The organism is Eubacterium sp. LMAG:50, assembly GCF_008680265.1.
In the GTDB taxonomy this organism is placed as follows: domain Bacteria; phylum Bacillota; class Clostridia; order Lachnospirales; family Lachnospiraceae; genus Eubacterium_U; species Eubacterium_U album.
In genome coordinates, this window is sequence record NZ_NALP01000007.1 from 137,878 (window position 1) to 156,513 (window position 18,636).

The window sequence follows — 18,636 nt, forward strand, 5'->3', positions numbered from 1 at the left end:
CCGTTGCGAATTATGACTTAATCTAAATCTGCACTCTTCCCTGTAACGCTCTCAGTAACGTAACGTTATCAATACATTCTAAATCTCCACCTACCGGTACTCCACTGGCGATTCGACTTATCTTTATCCCTAAAGGTTTAACGACTTTGCTTATGTACATCGCCGTTGCTTCACCTTCAACGCTGGAATTTGTAGCAATTATAACTTCATCTACATCATCTTTTAATCTTTCAAATAATTCTTTAAGTTTTATATCATTCTGTCCAATTCCCATTAAAGGATTTATGGCACCATGTAATACATGGTATACCCCTTTATATTCTCCTACTTTTTCATAGGCTGCCATATCTTTTGTGTTTTCTACAACCATAATTGTTTTATGGTCTCTGTCTTTACTTGCGCAAATAGGACAAATGTCCTGATCTGTCAAAGTAAAACACTTTTTACAATATTTTACATTTTTCTTAGCATCAATAATTGATTGGGATAACTCTTCCACCTGTTCCTGTGGCATATCTAATATATAAAATGCAAGTCTTGACGCTGTCTTAGCGCCAATTCCCGGAAGTATGGAAAGTTCCTCAATCAACTTTGATATATATCCACTGTAATAATCCAATGTCTACTCCTTAAAATAATCCGCCAAGACCGCCTGTTATTTTAGACATCTGCTGTGTTGTATTTTCTTCTACAGTTCTGATTGCCTCATTTACTGCAGCCATAATTAAATCTTCTAACATTTCAATGTCATCAGGGTCTACAACTTCTTCATCAATTTTTACTTTTGTAATTTCTTTCTTACCTGTAATTGTCACTTCAACTGCACCGCCTCCGGCTGTAGTTGTAAATTCCTGGCTTTCAAGATTTGCCTGAGCTTCTTCCATCTGCTTCTGCATCTTCTGAGCCTGCTTCATTAAATTGTTCATATTCTGTGGCATTCCGCCACCTGGAAATCCTCCACGTCTTGCCATGTTAAAAATCCTCCTCTTCAATATCCATGTTTATTCTTGAGATTACTTCCTGATATACATCTGCAAAATTCTGATTATCTTCAAGCATTTGTACTTCAACTGTAACTTCTTTCTTTATCTGTTCGCTAATAATTGTATTTAGCATTTCTATGACTTCCGGCTTATTACACTGATTATAACCTACTGCACCATGTTTAAATACAACAAGTAATATGTTGTCACCTTTCACACTAAATCTTGCGTCTTTAAAATATGCTCTAAAGTGTGTTGGCAAATGTTTTTGTACCATTCCCCAATTATCAGCAACTTCCTGCACATCCTTTGGTATCGCCTTATCAAATTTCTTTTTAGGTTGTGACTGCCTCTCCGGTGTGGCACTTTGCGTTGTTGTAGGGCTTACTGCAACAACACCATTTTCTAATTTATTTTCAATTAAAGCCATTCTGTTTAATAAGGAACTTACATCCGTATCCATTGCCGGTTTATTAAGCTTTATAAGAGCTATTTCTATTAAAACTCTTTTCTGTGAAGAATATTTTATCTGATTTGACAAATCCGAAAAAACTCTTATGTATCTCATAAGAACTTCGGTCTCAACCATCTGTGCTTCTTCTTTTAATGCCTGGATTCTGTCTGCGGATGCGTCAATTACATCCTCAACATTATCTGATGTCTGAACTAATAATAAATTTCTCATATACCAGATAAAATCATTTACAAACTGTCCAAGTTCTCTTCCCTGCATTATCATATCATCCAATATATGCAGACTACCAACAACATCTCCATTTATAATGCCTCTGATAAGTTTGCTGAACACTTCTGTGTCTACAGCACCTAACACTTCAAGTACATTATCATAGGTAAGTGTTTGTCCTAAATAAAAAGCAATACACTGATCCAAAAGACTTAACGCATCTCTCATAGAACCATCTGCTGCCTTTGCAACATATCTGATTGCCTTATCTTCAACTGTAACCTGTTCCTTCTCCATCAATTCTGAAAGTCTGTCTGCTATCGTATCTATAGTGATTCTCTTAAAATCATATCGCTGACATCTTGAAAGAATTGTTATAGGAATCTTATGTGGTTCGGTAGTTGCAAGCACAAAAATAACATATGCCGGTGGTTCTTCTAATGTCTTTAATAACGCATTAAACGCTCCTATAGACAGCATATGTACTTCATCAATAATATAAACCTTATATTTTCCATCCGCTGGTGAGTACTGAATTTCTTCTCTAATTTGTCTGATATTATCAACACCATTATTAGAAGCCGCATCGATTTCAACTACATTCATTGAACTTCCTGCTGCAATAGCTTTGCATGATGCACATTCATTACATGGGCTTCCATTTACCGGATGTTCACAATTAACTGCTTTCGCAAATATCTTTGCAATACTTGTCTTACCTGTTCCCCGTGTTCCACAAAAAAGATATGCATGGCCTATTCTATTGGCTTCAATCTGGTTCTGTAAAGTTTTAACAATATGATCTTGTCCCTTTACCTCGTCAAACGTTGCCGGTCTAAACTTTCTATATAAAGCTGTATATGACATTAGCCCGCTCCTTCCTGTGTCTATTTTAAATCTAAAAAATATGCTTAGTATTTATAAAAATGTTTTCATTCCTATAAATGGGCATACCTTTGGATTCATTATATAATATTTTGGAACAAAAATAAATCCCAAATATTAGAATATATCCAATATTTGGGACTATTTTTCATTCTATTTTCCATAAACTCTTAAGGCTAAATCCTGATTAATCAATTTGTTGTTAATTTTTGTTTTTAATGATACATTATTTTTTATAACTCCTATATTAACATTACATGTTTCAGACACGCCTGCTACTGAAATTCTTACTTCATATTTATTCCCCGGAGTCACTTTAACATCATCTAAGTCAAACATTTGCCATCCATCAACTATTCCGCTAATCGGAACTACACTACTATAAATACATTTTTTATCCTTTTGAGAATATAAATCCACCATATAATATCCATCTCTTATATCCCCGTTTATTGTTATATACGTTGAAATTTTAACCAATTTTTTCATCTTAGGTACAAAACATTCCGACACACTCTTTCCATTTATTGATGTAATACCTTTTAATTCTTCATTATTTGGCACTATCATATTATTGTCATAATTCAGTTTTTCAAGAGCCTTTTCGTAATAATCATTTCGCACCCATACATTTGCTTCACTTTTTCCAATCTGAGTATAATTCTGTAATATGTAATTTCTCAAAGATGCGGCATAATCTACATATTTATATCCCCATATATCCATATCCTCAGCGTTAACAATTACTCTTGTTTTATTTTTTTCCAAATCATTAATTACATCCTGTTGGAACTCTTCCATAAACCACGGATGAATATGTACTAACCTTGTTGCCGGCATTCTATTATATGCATTGTAATCATTATATTCATTAAAACCGACCAAAAATATCTTTTCATTCTTTTTAGTTAATGCATTTATATATTTTGCCGTATCAGAAGTTTCTACATATTTAATATTGTTATTATATTCGCTCACTTCATTAAGAGCTGATGTAATCGGTACAACCATAAGAAATGTTAGCATTATTATTGTCACTTTTCGAACATTCCAAACTTCAAATAATAAATACGCTAACATAAATCCCGTCATTGCCAAATACGGTGTTGCATGCATATTTTCATCTGATGACCATATACCAAAACTTCTATTTCCCATTGCTATAATGGTAACAAACATAAGTATTCCATATATTTTCCCTTTTCGACTCATTTCTATGCAAAAAAGAATATTAACTACTACATACACCAAAATTATTACACTTGAATAAAGCGATACTGTTAATTGTTGTATTGCCTTCCAAATCATACTTCCATATCCAAAAAACGGAGCAATAACAGTTTTAAATATTCCTGAGAAATTAACATATTTTCCGTACACTTCCTGATTAAATTTATATGCCTGGTAGAACCATTCTTCTACTGAATTAGTTTTTAATAAATAAACCATCCATATTATAAAAGGAATTGCTATTATCACACTGGTTCTTATAATCTCATTCATTATATTTTTTTTATTTTCACTACTTTTTAATTGTTCAATATAAATTATGATAAATATAAGTGCCATAAAAAATATTGTCCATACCGCAGTCATAGCACAGACAATTGCTAACCATGTGCTAATTGAAATAAAAATTGTTGAACTTAGTTTTAATTTTTTTGTTTTAAAAAATAAGAACAATTCACACATAATCACCATAAACGCGATAATTTCTATCTGCTCAGCCAACAATGTATGTCCTTTAGAAATACTAAACATAGACAAATACATAAATACAAAAGTTGGAATTATCCACAATGAAAATATATTTTTGTATCTAAAATACATAACTATCCACGACAAAAATATTAATAAATAAAAGCATGTACGTATTTCCTGAATTTCCGTAAAGCCTAACTTTACAATAATTCCAACAATGTAATACATCCCCGGCATATGTTGGGATATATAATCTTTATATATAACCCCGCCACGGCTTAATATTTTTCCTCCTAAAAAATTGTCTGATTCATCTAAAAACGGTCTATATGTTCTATACTGCATAAGTATTAATAATGCCAATAGCATTAACCCCATAGCTATTATGTCATTCTTCCCAATATGAAGTTCATTTTTTAGTTTCATAAATTTATTACCAACCATATCTTTCATTTTTTACCACGCTTTATTTTTTAATTATACTTTTACTCATTTGCATTTCTATTTTAGTATCTTTTATATTATGCATTTATACCTAATCGTCATATTAAATACATTGCTTCATTATAGCAAACCACCTTATATATGTGAATCTTTTTTTCGGCAAAAAAAGAACTATAACTTATAAAGTCATAGTTCTTTTTATTTTAATCCGCGCGCTTTGTTTTGTGAAAATCTCATAGACGTTACCTCTACAGTTAACTCAGCTCAGGCACCCTCGCGTCACACGAAAGGTTTTGCTTAGTGCTGCTCCATTCCTGACCTGACACGATTCACAAATTTCCGTTGCACAAGACCCAAGCGTCAACATCACTTATAAAGGGCAGCTCTACAAAATAGACCCGACACAAAGCATCACCCCTGCTGTAGCGGATTGCAGGTACAGGGCACCGCTATCTCCCCGGCTGCGCGGAAGTTTTAAACTTATTCAATTACAGACATTTAGTATACATTATTTTATTTTACTTTGTCAACGTAAAATAATACTAAATGAAACTACTTTTTATTTCTAAGATTTCTAAAAAACTCCTTAAGTAACATGCTGCACTCTTCTTCAAGAATTCCATTTTCACTTTCTACCTGATGATTGAAAGCATCTACATTAAACAAATTCATAATAGAACCGGCACAACCTGCCTTGGGATTCATACAACCTATGTAAACTTTTTTAATCCTTGCCTGTACAATTGCACCCGCACACATCTGACATGGCTCTGTTGTTACATACATTTCACAGTCATCAAGTCTCCAGTCGTCTAACACCTTATTTGCTTTTTTTATTGCATTCAATTCTGCATGACTCAAAGCATTTTTATCTGTCATTCTTCTATTATAGCCTCTACCTATAATTTTATCTTTATAAACAATTACGCAACCTATCGGTACCTCACCTATTGAAGCAGCTTTTTTTGCCTGCTTAATTGCCTCTTTCATGTATTTTTCATTCATTGGCAATGCTCCTAATTTACATATACAAGTTGTGAATTCCTATTAAATTTGTCCATCTGATAATCAAATAATTCTTTTGGATGATCATTCAATTCATCCTCCATTTTTGCAAAAAAAGCATATCCATCCTGCTCTGTTCCAAATATATAAATTCCATCAATATCATTTATATCAAATTCAGCTTCCCGCAATTTTTTCGAACTAATCACGGTATTGAATTTACATATTTCATTAAATGGTGTCATTGTGCCAACCTTATATCCGGATACAAATCCCTGATTTCTTTTAAGCAGGCATATTTCCATATTCTCAGCACCATATTCTACCGGAACTTTAATGGATACATTCAACTTATAATTATCATCTCTTCCCCTGATTCTGGCAAATCCTACATTTCTGCCCTTTACTCCTCTTTTGTAAGAATAAATGTAAAAAACTCGTTTTGTATTAATCATGGCCTCACTCCTTCTTTAAAATTATATGAAGCCAAAACAATTTTTATGAGTAATTATTTAAAATATTGTGAAATCGTATTCCATATATCGTCTGACTCTAATCCTAATTTCCAATATCCTGCCCCGGCAATTTCGTACTTGTTCATTAACTCAAGTCTTGCCTTTACTGAAGTCTCATCTTCGAGCCAAATCATGTATGTACTGTTTCCTTTTTCATAAACAACATAATTTTGTCCTGTTTCTTCATTATAACTAGGTGTAGCCCCTGCTTCTGTATACGCTTCTTTTGCCGCATCCATTGAAACAGCCTTTGTTGACAAAACATAATTACCATTTGCAGCATCTTCGATTAATTTTCCATTTCCATCTGATTCGTCCTCAGGAGTTTCCGTCCATATTCTTGTATAAAATGGCATTCCATTAATTACTCTTGAAGCATCTCCCACTTCATCAATTGTATTTTTTAAACCTTCTTCCGTAAATGTCAATGATGATACTGATCCTGCCTCATTACTTGAAGTTGTATGTTCGTCATAATTCATTACAACAACATAATCTGCTAATCTTCCCTGCTGATTTCTGTCATAAAATTCTGTCCATGCAGACGGCTGATAATTGTCTATTGATAAAACTATACCTTTCTTTCTGCATTCAATTGACAATTCTCTCAAGAACTGTAAATATCCGGCTCCCTCAGAAACATTTATATATTCAAAATCTACATTAATTCCATCTAAATCATATAATGATGCATATTTCATTATATTAGAAACCATCTTTTGTCTTGCTTTTGTATTATTTACAACTGTTTTTATATAATAATCTCCATTGCCATCTGTTTCAAAATCACTTACAAGTCCCCATACATCAAGTCCAGCACTATGTGCCTTCTTTACATAATCCGCTGAGCCTATTGATGACACTTCTCCCTTTGAATCACTTACGCTAAACCATGTTGGTGAAATAACATTAAGACCTTTAGCGTTTTTTATCATGTCACTTAACCCTGAATTACTTGATGAATACATAACCTGATGCCATGCAAGGCTTATCTTTTTATCTAAAACATTATGCGTATATGTATCATAATCATTTTTATATGAAACTTTTGTTGTTTTTCCTACTTTAACTCTCTTATTTAAAATATAACCTATAACTCCATCGTCTGTAGCAACTTTATCCCATTCATCACCTTTATCTAAAATTGTGAGTTTTGTATCAGCCTTTACGTCACTAACAATATCAGCCATATAATCTGCATCTGTTCTAATCTGAGTATTTTTCTTTACAGTGCCATTTTTATCCTCACGGCTTTTTGTATTAACTACAACAACTGCAGGCTTATCCCCATTTGCTTTTGCATATTTATAATCAAAATCAATGTATTTGCTTATATATTTTAAATTTACATAACATATCTCACCATCCATAACTGATGATGTAAAATCAAGATTTTCTTTTGTATTGCTTGTAACTTCATTGCTGCCTACAGGGCTTGTATATATTGTAGTTGCATTAGTATACATAACTGTATTTTCCGTACTGTCATAGTAAAATCTGTCATCAATATATTTTTTCACGCCACTTATATCCATATAAGTATCGCCATCTTTTTCAAATGCATATTTATTTACATATTCATTATCACAGGCAACTGCTGCCATTTCATTTCCATCTGCAGATGTCGCTGTAACCTCATTTCCATCATCATCTGTATAATGAAGCATCATATAATCATTCAAAGTAACATATTCTTTACTTGTTTCCGGTCCAAAACATCCTGTCATTGTCATTGCCATGGCTGAAATTGTAGCCATTGTCATTATATACTTTATGCTCTTTCTCACTTGTTCTTCCTCCTCTGTGAATATCTTCCTAAATTGAACACTACTATAGGCTTACCAATTTATTATGCATATTTTTGATATTCACATCATTTTATTAGCATATTTTTTGCAAATATTTAACTACTACATCATAACATATATATAACATAATTTCATCTTTATATATCTTAAGATTTAATAACTTTTGTTTAATTTCAGACTATATTTTGGTATAATTAAATCAATTAGTATGAGCGGAAAATACATATTTATTTGTATGAAAAATTTCAAATTTATCCAGCTGTTCAAAGCTGTGAGAGGAGGGATTTATATGGCAAAAACTTTTAAATCTGGTGTAACTTTATTAATCCTTACATTTTTTTGTTCTATATTTATTTTTGGAAATAGTGCAATTTTAAAAAATGTAAATGCGGCAGCAAAAATCAATCAAAGTAGCTCTTCCACTCAGATAGCTTCCGTCAAATATAAAATAAAGGATGGAACTATTACCATTTATGGAAAAGGTAAAATGCCTAACTCAATGACATTTAAAAAGAACAGACAAATACATACCGTTATTATAAGAAATGGCGTTACATCTGTTTCTAAATACGCATTTTATAATTGTAAAAATCTGCAAAAAGTTAAGCTTCCAAACACTTTGAAAGTCATAAATTGTTACGCTTTTTACGGAACAAAAATAAAAAAGATTATAGTACCAAACACTGTTAGCACTATTGGACAATGTGCATTTTCTTCTTGTGATTCATTGTCTAAATTATCAGTTCCCGGAAATTATAATGTTAAGACACTCCCGGGGGATGATGCATACGATTCCATAAGCGGAGATACTATAATTGAAACAGTTAAGTTTTCATCGTCTCTTAAGTTAGATGTAGTTTCAACAGTAAAAACAAACAATCTTGTAGTTTACAAAAAAGACCCTGCATATAAATCTATAAATGGTATAATTTATTCTAAAAATGGTTTGAACATAGTTCGTGTTCCTTCTGAAAGAACTGAACTAATTATTGAAGATGGTTGTCAGGAATTTAACCTTCAGTCTATTCTTTATGCCCAGACAGATTCGTCTTCCGATGCTTACGCATGCTGTACTAATCTTACAAAACTAGTGATTCCCGGAAGCGTTACAACCATAGAAAAAGATAAATATTTTGCTAAGGCCTCTGTTTCTCAGACCTCTGTAACTGACATTGCAATTGGATCAGACACACTTGATTCCTTAAGCATTTCTACTCTTTACAGTTCATTAGCCCGCATAGATATTTATCATCTTTCACTGGCTCTTGGCAATAAACTGAGATTTGAAAATGGTATGTTTATTACAAACGACAATGTTGTTATCGGTTATAACGGCAGACTTTCGACTGTTGAAATTCCCGAGGGAGTAACAGAAATTGCTCCTAACGCATTTAACTCATATGTAACAGACTCAATATACTCTTTTAAAAAAGTTATACTTCCATCTACTCTTTTAAAAATTGGAGATGATGCCTTTAATGGTTGCATATATCTTTCGGAAATTAATTTTCCTGACAAATTATATTATATAGGAAATCGTGCTTTTAGATTATGTAATTTTAAAAGCATAACACTTCCTGAAACTGTTCTTACATGGGGTGACTATGTATTTGCTGATAACGCTATTGGAACTATAAACTTTCCTTTAAACCTTAAGACAATTCCAAATCATATGTTTAGTCGCAATAGTATTTCTGATTTAACTTTAGGCGATAATATTGAAATAATTGGTGAAGGTGCATTTGAAAATAATCCACTCACAAATGTGTCTTTTGGACATGGTATTAAAACTATTGGCAACTCATCTTTTGCTTATACTTTATTAAAGAATATAACCCTTCCATATTCCGTGACAAATATTGAAAGTTTTGCATTTAGCAATTGTTCTGATTTTAAAAATATTACAATTAACGGTAACAAACTTTCTATTTCGGATACAGCTTTTGATGGTTGTAATAATTTGAGAATATGTTATTCTGCCGGAATTAAATCTGCAAAAACAAATGCCTATATTTCTTTATTAAGTCAGTTTAAAAACAAGAAAAAATTTTCAGGCACAATCCATTGGAATCAGGTTACCGGAGCATCAGGATATCAGATAAGATATGCTACAAATAAAAACTTCAAAAAATACAAGGCTATGGATGTTGGCAGAAAAAACACTTCAGCAAAAGTTGTATTAAACGGAAAAATTAATACGGATTCAAACAATCCGTCAAAACAATATTTATATGTAAAAATCAGACCTTTTAAAATTGTTAAAGGTAAACGTGTTTATGGAAAATGGTGTATGTGTTCTCTATAAAATAAATTAGCAAAAAACTAAGAGCCCGTTATTATAATAATTGTTCAAATACATTATCTGACAAATATTATTATATATAACCGGCTCTTTTATTTGTTTAAGGGAAATTCCGTATACTCCGTATTATAAAAGGTCAAACTATTAATACTTTAAATAATAATTGTGATATATATTAACATTTCATAAAACTTATTAATAGTAAGTCGTTGCATATCGGCATTCCAATAGTTGCAAAGAAGTGTTCTTACCCATATTATAACATATACTCCTTCTCTCAATCATTATACACATATTGTATAAAATACGCAACATTAATTTAGAACGATTTGTTAAAAAATACAATCCGCAGGCGTCAAAGTTGGGGCTTTTTACCCCAACATCTTATTTATCATATATATCATATATTTTTCATTTTTTTGACATATTGTGTTCTTTTTTGACGTATAATATAAATATAAATAAGAATATTTTGTCAAATATCCTTATTTTATATTGAAACTTTTCCATATTTGCAATATATTACATATTAAAATATGGATGAAAACTTTACATATTTTTTTATAGTGGATATAATAAACTATACGAATCTAAACTGTTAGTGAGGTGATTTTATGAAAATTGAAAAAATCAATGATAAGCAGATTCGTTGCACAATAAGCCGTGCTGATTTAGAAGACAGACATATTAAATTCAGTGAATTGGCTTTTGGGGCAGGGAAAACAAAGGAACTTTTTCAAGATATGATGCGTCAGGCCAATGAGGATTTTGGATTTGAAGTAAACGACAAACCTCTTATGGTTGAAGCAATTCCGGTTTCTCCTGAAAATATCGTTTTATTGATTACAAAAGTTGAAGATGGAGATGAGCGTGGAAGCAGTTTAGCTAAATTATTTTCTTCTAATAAAGAGGAAGATGCTTTTGATCCATTTGACGATATTAATCCGGAAGAATTAGACAACATTGTTTCATCTGTAAAGGACGAAGTATCGGATAATTCCGGTGATTCTGACTTGCTTTACAATATTTCAATATATGATAATTTAAGCGATGTGATTACTGTAACAAAGTTAATCATGCCTTATTTTAAAGGAGATAGTTCTGTATATAAATCTCCATATAACAATAAATATTATTTATCTATATGCTTAGAATCAACTGAGCCTTCAGTATTAAATAAAATTTTAGGATTTATCACAGAACACGGTCAAATTGAAAGTGCAACGTATGCAAAAGATTTATTTTATCTTGAACATTTTGAAGAAATACTTGATGACAAAGCTGTAGAGAAATTATCAGCTTTATAAAATAAGACTCCTACATTTGTTCTCATAACTGTGGAGTTCTATGATATCAAATAAAGCGCATTTGGCGCCGTCGGTTCAAATATTCGGTGCATAGACCGGCTGAAACTTTAGGTTTCAAAGCCGGTCTGTGTGCTGAATATTTAGAACTGCTACGAGCGACAAGCAGCGCGGGCGTTCTTTATTGATATCATAGAACTTTACAAGAATAAGATACAAATGTGGGAGTTTTTTTGTTTCTTTGTCAAGCATGGAGAAATCCAAAGTTTAGAACCTTTTTACCTTGTTGCTTCATACATTAATATTGATGTTGCAATTGCCGCATTTAGTGATTCTACTTTTCCTGCCATAGGGATTTTAATTAGTTTGTCTGCTTTATTTGCTACTTCATCACTTAATCCATTTGCTTCGTTTCCAATTAATAAAGCACAATCCTTTGTAAGTGTTCCTGAATTATATAATTCACCCTTTAAATGTGCTGCAAAACATGTTATACCATCTTCTCTTAATATATCTACTGCTTTAGGCAAATCAGCTACTATTGCAAATGGCACTCTATAAATTGACCCCATCGTAGAACGTATAACTTTTGGATTATAAATATCTGCAGTTGAACTACTCATAATTATTCCTGTAATTCCGGCAGCTTCGCCTGTTCTTACTATTGTTCCGAGATTCCCGGGATCCTGAATTCTATCAAGTACAACAATACAGCTTTTTTCTTTATTTCTTGATTTTATTATATCTTCAATAGAATATGTTTTTTGTCTTACAACAGCTAATATTCCCTGTGGCGTTACTGTATCTGATATTTTTTTGAATACACTGTCGCTAACAAGTTGAACATCTTCTTTTAAATTATTTTTCTTAAAATAATCTGATATTTCTTCTTTTCTTTTTTCATAAAAGCTTTCAGAAGCATAAGCCTTAATAAAATCTTCTTTTGGTATTTCCTGAAACATTTTAATTCCTTCTACAATAAATGTTCCTGAAGTTTTTCTGGCTTTGCTCTTATCCTTTAAATGAATTAAATTCTTTATCTGTTCATTTGTATTTGATGTAATTATCATTTTTTAGCCCTCTTTAAATACTTTTAATAATTTCTCATTATCACCAATTACAATTATTGATTCCTGATCTCCAAAAGGTTTATCCGCATCTATATTATTTTTATAAACACCATTTACCTTCTCTGCTATTACATTAAATCCAAATTTCTTTCTCGGATTTAATTCTATTAAGCTTTTACCAATCCATTCTTTTGGAACCTTAGTTTCAATTATGCTAAATTCATCTGACAAATCAGCAATATCCTGAAAATGCCCTCCACTTGCCATTCCATTTGCAAGCCTTTTTCCAGTTTCACTTTCCGGTAAAATAACATGATCCGCACCAATTTTCATCAGTACATCTGCCTGTAATTTGTCCATCGCTGAAGCAACAATGTATGGAACCCCTAAAGATTTGCATATTGTAGTAACAATTATGCTTGCCTCAAAATTATTTCCAAGGGCAACTACTACCGCATCTACATTATTGATTCCCAAATTTTCTACAACATTTTCCTCTGTAACATCGGCTCTTATGGCATATGTCACATCATCTGCAATTCCATCTACTCTTTCCTGACGTCTATCAATTGCAAAAACTTTTCCACCTTTTTTTGAATAAGTTACTGCAAATGTTTTTCCTAATTTTCCAATTCCAAAAACCGCTACGTCCTTCATTTTATGCTCCTTCTAATTCATTTGTTTAAAACTGTATACAGAATTTTTTAATATAAAATAATTTCTGCATACTTTATTTCATTTAAATTTTATCCGTTTATTACTGAATATTACATTTTAAAAATATAATCACATTACTTGTTTGAATTTCATCCAATCATTACTCTCTTTTCAGGATAATTCGTTATCTTTCTGTTTTTTCTTGCTCTGCCTGCCATTGCCATGGCAATAGTTATAGGTCCTACTCTTCCAAAGAACATAAGTACTATTATAATAAGTTTTCCTATAGCTGTAAGACTTGCTGTAAAATCCATACTAAGTCCAACTGTTCCAAGGGCTGAAACAGCCTCAAATGTAATTACCTTCAAAGGTGCATCTTCCGTAAAACTTAACGCCATAATTGCTACTGCAAGTATGCTAAGTACTATTGTTCCGATTGCTACTGCACTTCTGACATTTTGTTTATTTATTCTTCTTCTGCAAACCTCTATATCCTCCTTACCTTTTATAGTTGACCAGGTTAGTAGAAAAATAAGTGCCAATGTAGTTGTTTTAATTCCACCTGCTGTTCCAAAAGGGGAACCGCCAACAATCATCAAACCGCACATTATCATAAATGTTCCATCTCTAAATCCTGCCTGTGGCACAGTAATAAATCCTGCTGTTCTAAGCGTTACCGCTTCAAATAAAGCCGCTAAGCATTTATTTCCAAATGTCATATTTCCAAGCGTGTCCGGATTATTATATTCAAATAAAAGAATAAATAAAAATCCTCCTCCAACTAAAATGGCTGTCGTAATCAATACAAGCTTTGTATGCAATTTCATTCTTTCTATAAATTTATTTGGGCTCAATTTTTTGTTACGGATTTCACTTATTATGCCACCGATATCAAGCCATACAATAAATCCAATACCACCACATATGATTAACATCACAGTTGTAAAATTGACAAGCACATTTCCATGATACTTAACAAGACTGTCATTTCCAATTATATCTATTCCCGCATTACAAAACGCAGATACCGAATGAAATACGCTGTAACAGATTCCTTTTACGATTCCATATTCAGGAATAAACTGTATGGAATAAAGTATCGCTCCTATTCCTTCTATTTTTACAGTGATTCCAAATATTTTTCTCAATATTTTTAATACACCCTGTGCCGAATCAAGATTATACGATTCCTGTATCATTTTTCTTTCTTTCAAAGAAATTTTCTTTCCTATTATAATTAGAAATCCAATTGTAAAACTAATAATCCCAAGCCCGCCAAGCTGTATTAATATAAGTATTATTACTTTTCCAAATATGCTCCAGTATGCATATGTAGGCACAACTACAAGCCCTGTTACACATAGGGATGTTGTTGCCGTAAACAATGCCGTAATAAAATCTGTTCCATTTCCACTTGCAGAGGAAACGGGCAACATTAACAATATAGTTCCTACTAAAAGAGCAACTAAAAAGCCGTTAAGAATTATTAAATTTGTATTGAATGTAGCTTTTATAGCTTTATCAACTTTCATTTTTACTCCCATATATATGACTGATAATTTTATTATTTATCAGTTATTCTAATCTCTTTGTCACAAATGTTACCTTACAATTTTGTTGCAACTATTACTACAATATCTTTGTTGCAAATGTTACTAAAATATCTTTGTTGTAAATGCTACTCTAATATCTTTGTCACAAATGCTACTCTAATACTTTTGTCACAAATTTTTCTCCATACATAGCCTTTAATTTTTCAACTAATGTATCATTTGAATCTACTCTATACATAGCAGGCAACATTTTACTCTGTTTTTCCTTCACAAGATATATTATAACCTTATCTTTTCCCTTATTTTCAGAAAGTAATTCAAACAGCTCTGCTTCCTTATTTGTATAATCATCTTTATCTGCAAATGCAATCCAAAGACTTGTACCATATTCATCAAATACTTTTATATCATTTGCAATAACTTTACCTGCTGCATTTTCTTCTAAGCTTGCCTGTCCGTTAACAAATATCTGATTATCCTCAGCAATCAGTGTTTTATATTTTTCATATTGTCTTGGAAATACAATTACTTCAACAGAACCTAACAAATCTTCTAATGTTAAGAATGCCATAGGCTGCCCCTGTCTTGTATATTTTTTTGTAATTCCGGTAATTATTCCACCTATTGTTACTCTTGCCTTGTCTTCGACTTTTGTATTTTCCTCATCTTCTCCTACTTCAGCAAAATCAGTGGAAATATTTGTAATATGCTTACGCCATCTTGCTTCTTCTTTCTGTAAAGGATGTCCACTAACATAGATTCCTAAAACTTCTTTTTCAAATTCAAGCATCTGGTCACTTGAATACTCACCAACATCAGGCATTTTAATTTCAAAATCTGCTTTATCTTCTTCGCTTACAAAATCAAATAAACTCATTTGACCTGCCATGGTGTTTTTTCTTTCCTGTGCCTCTGAATCCATGATTTGAACATAAACCATCATCATTTGTTTTCTTGTCGCTCCAAGTGAATCCAAAGCCCCTGCCTTAATAAAGTTTTCAACAGCTCTCTTATTAACTCCAAGCGGACTTGTTCTTGAGATAAAATCTTCTAATGATTTATATTTTCCTGCTGCATTTCTTTCCATTACAATCGCATCAATAATATTTTTTCCTACACTTTTAATTGCAGTCAAACCATATCGTATGCAATTTTCAGATACAGAAAATCCGCTTTCTCCTTCATTTATATCCGGAGGAAGTATTTTTATTCCCATTGAGCGGCATGAATAAATATATTCAGATACTTTTTCTGCATTATCCATGACAGATGTAAGCATAGCTGCCATAAATTCTGCCGGATAATAGTATTTCAAATATGCTGTCTGATAGGCAACAACTGCATATGCCGCCGCATGAGACTTGTTGAAAGCATATTTGGCGAAATCAATCATATCATCATAAATTTTATTTGCAGTCTTTTCATCTATTCCATTTGCTATGCAGCCCGGTACATTTTCTTCTTTATTTCCATAAACAAAGTTCTGTCTTTCCTGCTGCATAACGTAATCTTTTTTCTTTGACATGGCTCTTCTAACCAAGTCGCTTCGTCCTAATGTATATCCTGCCAAATCCCTAACTATCTGCATAACCTGTTCCTGATATACAATACAGCCGTAAGTTGGCTCTAATATATGCTCAAGTTGCGGGCAGTCGTAAGTAATTGCTTCCGGATTATTTTTTCCCTCAAGATATTTAGGAATGAAATCCATAGGACCCGGACGATATAGTGATATTCCGGCTATTATATCTTCAAGATTCTGAGGTTTTAATTCCTTCATGAACCCTTTCATACCGCCACTTTCCAACTGGAAAATTCCTTCTGTATTTCCTGTTCCTATAGAAGCCAATACTTTTTTATCATCATAATCTATGCTATGCATATCCAATTTTATATTATGGTCTTTTTCAACAAATCTAACCGCATTCTGAATTACAGTTAAGTTTCTCAATCCTAAAAAGTCCATTTTTAAAAGTCCCAATTCTTCTAATGTTGTCATTATATACTGGGTTGTAATTGAACCGTCACTTGCTCTTGAAAGCGGAACATACTCTTCAACAGGTTTTGCACAAATTACTACACCTGCCGCATGCATTGAAGCATGACGTGGAAGCCCTTCAAGTCTTCGTGACATATCAACAAGATATTTAATCTGTTCATCACTCTCATATAAATCCTTAAACTCTTTACTTTCCTTCAAAGCTCCATCAAGAGTAATGTTCAATTCCTTAGGAATTGTCTTTGCAATTGCATCCACCTGTGCATATGGCATATCAAGTACCCTACCTACATCCCTAAGCACACCTCTGGCTTTTAAAGTTCCAAATGTAACAATCTGAGCGACATGGTCTTTGCCATATTTTCTTCCTACATAATCAATAACTTCCTGCCTTCTTTCGATACAAAAATCAATATCAATATCGGGCATGGACACACGCTCAGGATTTAAAAATCTTTCAAAAAGTAAGTTATATCTAATAGGGTCAATATCCGTAATTTCAAGGCAATACGAAACTATACTTCCTGCTGCCGAACCTCGTCCCGGACCTACTGCAATTCCATTTGTCTTTGCATAATTTATAAAATCCCATACGATAAGGAAGTATTCCACGTATCCCATGGTTTCAATTGTGCTAAGTTCGTAATCTAAGCGTTCTTTCAATTGTCCTAAAGACATCGGGCAATCATAATCAAGCTTTGTATCGACATATCTCTTCTGCAATCCATTATTGCACAATTCTCTCAAATATGTTGCCGGAGTGTAACCTTCAGGCACTTCATAATTAGGAAGTTTTGTAACACCAAATTCAAATGTAACATTACATCTGTCTGCAATCTTCTGCGTATTTTCTAATGCTTCAGGCGCAAATTTAAATAATTCAGCCATCTCTTCGGGACTTTTTAAATAATATTGCCCTCCCTCATATCTCATACGATTTTCATCTGACTGCTTTTTACCTGTCTGGATACACAACAAAATATCATGCGCTTCTACATCGGTATCATAAGTATAATGCACGTCATTTGTGCACACTAACTCAATACCTGTCTCCTGACTCATACGCATAAGCTGCTGATTAACCATACGCTGTTCAGGAATTCCATGGTCCTGCATTTCAAGAAAATAATTGCCTTTTCCAAAAATATCCTGATATTTAAGCGCTGCTTTTTTTCCTTCTTCGTACATTCCTCTTGCCAGATATCTCTGCACCTCACCTGCAAGACATGCACTTAGGCATATTATACCTTCGTGAAATTCCTGTAACACCTCGTAATCTACTCGTGGTTTATAATAAAATCCGTCAACAAATCCTTTTGATACGATTTTTGACAAATTGCTATATCCTTTATTATTTTCGGCAAGCAAAACCAAATGATAGTAACGGTCTTCGCTCTCCCCTGCTTCTTTAGTAAATCTTGAACCCGGTGCAACATAAACCTCACATCCGATAATCGGCTTAATTCCATTGGCATTTGCAGCGCGATAAAAGTCTATCGCCCCATACATAACACCATGGTCAGTAATCGCAAGACTATTCATTCCAAGTTCCTTTGCCCTTGCCGTAATTTCTTTAATTTTACTCGAGCCGTCTAACAAACTAAACTCTGTATGCACATGTAAATGAGCAAAATTCATATGTTAATCTCCTATAAAAAATGTGTTATTGCCTAGCCATTTAATTGTTGGCTGGTCATCGGAAATATCTTTAGAAAATGAACTTCA

General features: G+C 32.7%; 13 protein-coding genes and 1 other RNA gene. 2 read left to right on the forward strand and 12 right to left on the reverse strand.

Features of this window, described 5'->3' with window-relative positions:
• Positions 1-22 precede the first annotated feature (22 nt).
• The 8 genes from recR to CCC31_RS06050 all read right to left on the reverse strand — a co-directional run bounded on the left by recR (position 23) and on the right by CCC31_RS06050 (position 8,005).
• On the reverse strand, positions 23-619 hold the full coding sequence (gene recR / locus CCC31_RS06015; RefSeq protein ID WP_022089336.1) for a recombination mediator RecR: 597 nt from the start codon (positions 617-619) through the stop codon (positions 23-25).
• A gap of 10 nt (positions 620-629) precedes the next feature.
• Positions 630-971: a YbaB/EbfC family nucleoid-associated protein gene (locus tag CCC31_RS06020; RefSeq protein WP_022089335.1), complete on the reverse strand. Its 342-nt coding sequence runs from the start codon at positions 969-971 to the stop codon at positions 630-632.
• 1 nt (position 972) lies between these two features.
• Positions 973-2,535, reverse strand: a complete 1,563-nt coding sequence (gene dnaX, locus CCC31_RS06025) for a DNA polymerase III subunit gamma/tau (RefSeq protein WP_022089334.1) — start codon at positions 2,533-2,535, stop codon at positions 973-975.
• A gap of 171 nt (positions 2,536-2,706) precedes the next feature.
• On the reverse strand, positions 2,707-4,707 hold the full coding sequence (locus tag CCC31_RS06030) for a hypothetical protein (protein ID WP_178515799.1): 2,001 nt from the start codon (positions 4,705-4,707) through the stop codon (positions 2,707-2,709).
• A gap of 199 nt (positions 4,708-4,906) precedes the next feature.
• Positions 4,907-5,167, reverse strand: an RNA gene (ffs, locus tag CCC31_RS06035) — signal recognition particle sRNA large type.
• Positions 5,168-5,250: 83 nt separating this feature from the next.
• Positions 5,251-5,703 carry a tRNA adenosine(34) deaminase TadA gene (gene tadA, locus CCC31_RS06040; RefSeq protein WP_147585389.1) on the reverse strand — a complete coding sequence of 151 codons (453 nt, stop codon included), beginning with the start codon at positions 5,701-5,703 and terminating at the stop codon, positions 5,251-5,253.
• Positions 5,704-5,714: 11 nt separating this feature from the next.
• Positions 5,715-6,158, reverse strand: coding sequence for a hypothetical protein (locus CCC31_RS06045; protein WP_022089331.1), 444 nt, complete (start codon positions 6,156-6,158; stop codon positions 5,715-5,717).
• Positions 6,159-6,211: 53 nt separating this feature from the next.
• Positions 6,212-8,005 carry a glycosyl hydrolase family 18 protein gene (locus CCC31_RS06050; protein WP_290850285.1) on the reverse strand — a complete coding sequence of 598 codons (1,794 nt, stop codon included), beginning with the start codon at positions 8,003-8,005 and terminating at the stop codon, positions 6,212-6,214.
• A 310-nt stretch (positions 8,006-8,315) separates the two neighbouring features.
• Between CCC31_RS06050 and CCC31_RS06055 the strand changes: the two genes are divergently transcribed.
• Positions 8,316-10,331 (forward strand): leucine-rich repeat domain-containing protein, encoded by a 2,016-nt coding sequence (locus CCC31_RS06055; protein WP_290850287.1) that lies wholly within the window; start codon positions 8,316-8,318, stop codon positions 10,329-10,331.
• A 611-nt stretch (positions 10,332-10,942) separates the two neighbouring features.
• Entirely contained in the window at positions 10,943-11,635 is a 693-nt protein-coding gene (locus CCC31_RS06060; RefSeq protein WP_290850289.1) for an adaptor protein MecA, read from the forward strand.
• 275 nt (positions 11,636-11,910) lie between these two features.
• Here CCC31_RS06060 and rlmB read toward each other — a convergent pair whose 3' ends face one another.
• From rlmB to CCC31_RS06080, 4 genes are all read right to left on the reverse strand, one after another.
• Positions 11,911-12,702: a 23S rRNA (guanosine(2251)-2'-O)-methyltransferase RlmB gene (gene rlmB / locus CCC31_RS06065; RefSeq protein ID WP_363347816.1), complete on the reverse strand. Its 792-nt coding sequence runs from the start codon at positions 12,700-12,702 to the stop codon at positions 11,911-11,913.
• 3 nt (positions 12,703-12,705) lie between these two features.
• Positions 12,706-13,359, reverse strand: a complete 654-nt coding sequence (locus CCC31_RS06070; protein WP_290850291.1) for a TrkA family potassium uptake protein — start codon at positions 13,357-13,359, stop codon at positions 12,706-12,708.
• 149 nt (positions 13,360-13,508) lie between these two features.
• Positions 13,509-14,891: a potassium transporter TrkG gene (locus tag CCC31_RS06075; RefSeq protein ID WP_290850293.1), complete on the reverse strand. Its 1,383-nt coding sequence runs from the start codon at positions 14,889-14,891 to the stop codon at positions 13,509-13,511.
• Positions 14,892-15,063: 172 nt separating this feature from the next.
• Complete coding sequence (locus tag CCC31_RS06080) at positions 15,064-18,549, reverse strand: DNA polymerase III subunit alpha (RefSeq protein ID WP_290850295.1); 3,486 nt, start codon at positions 18,547-18,549, stop codon at positions 15,064-15,066.
• Positions 18,550-18,636: the final 87 nt, after the last annotated feature.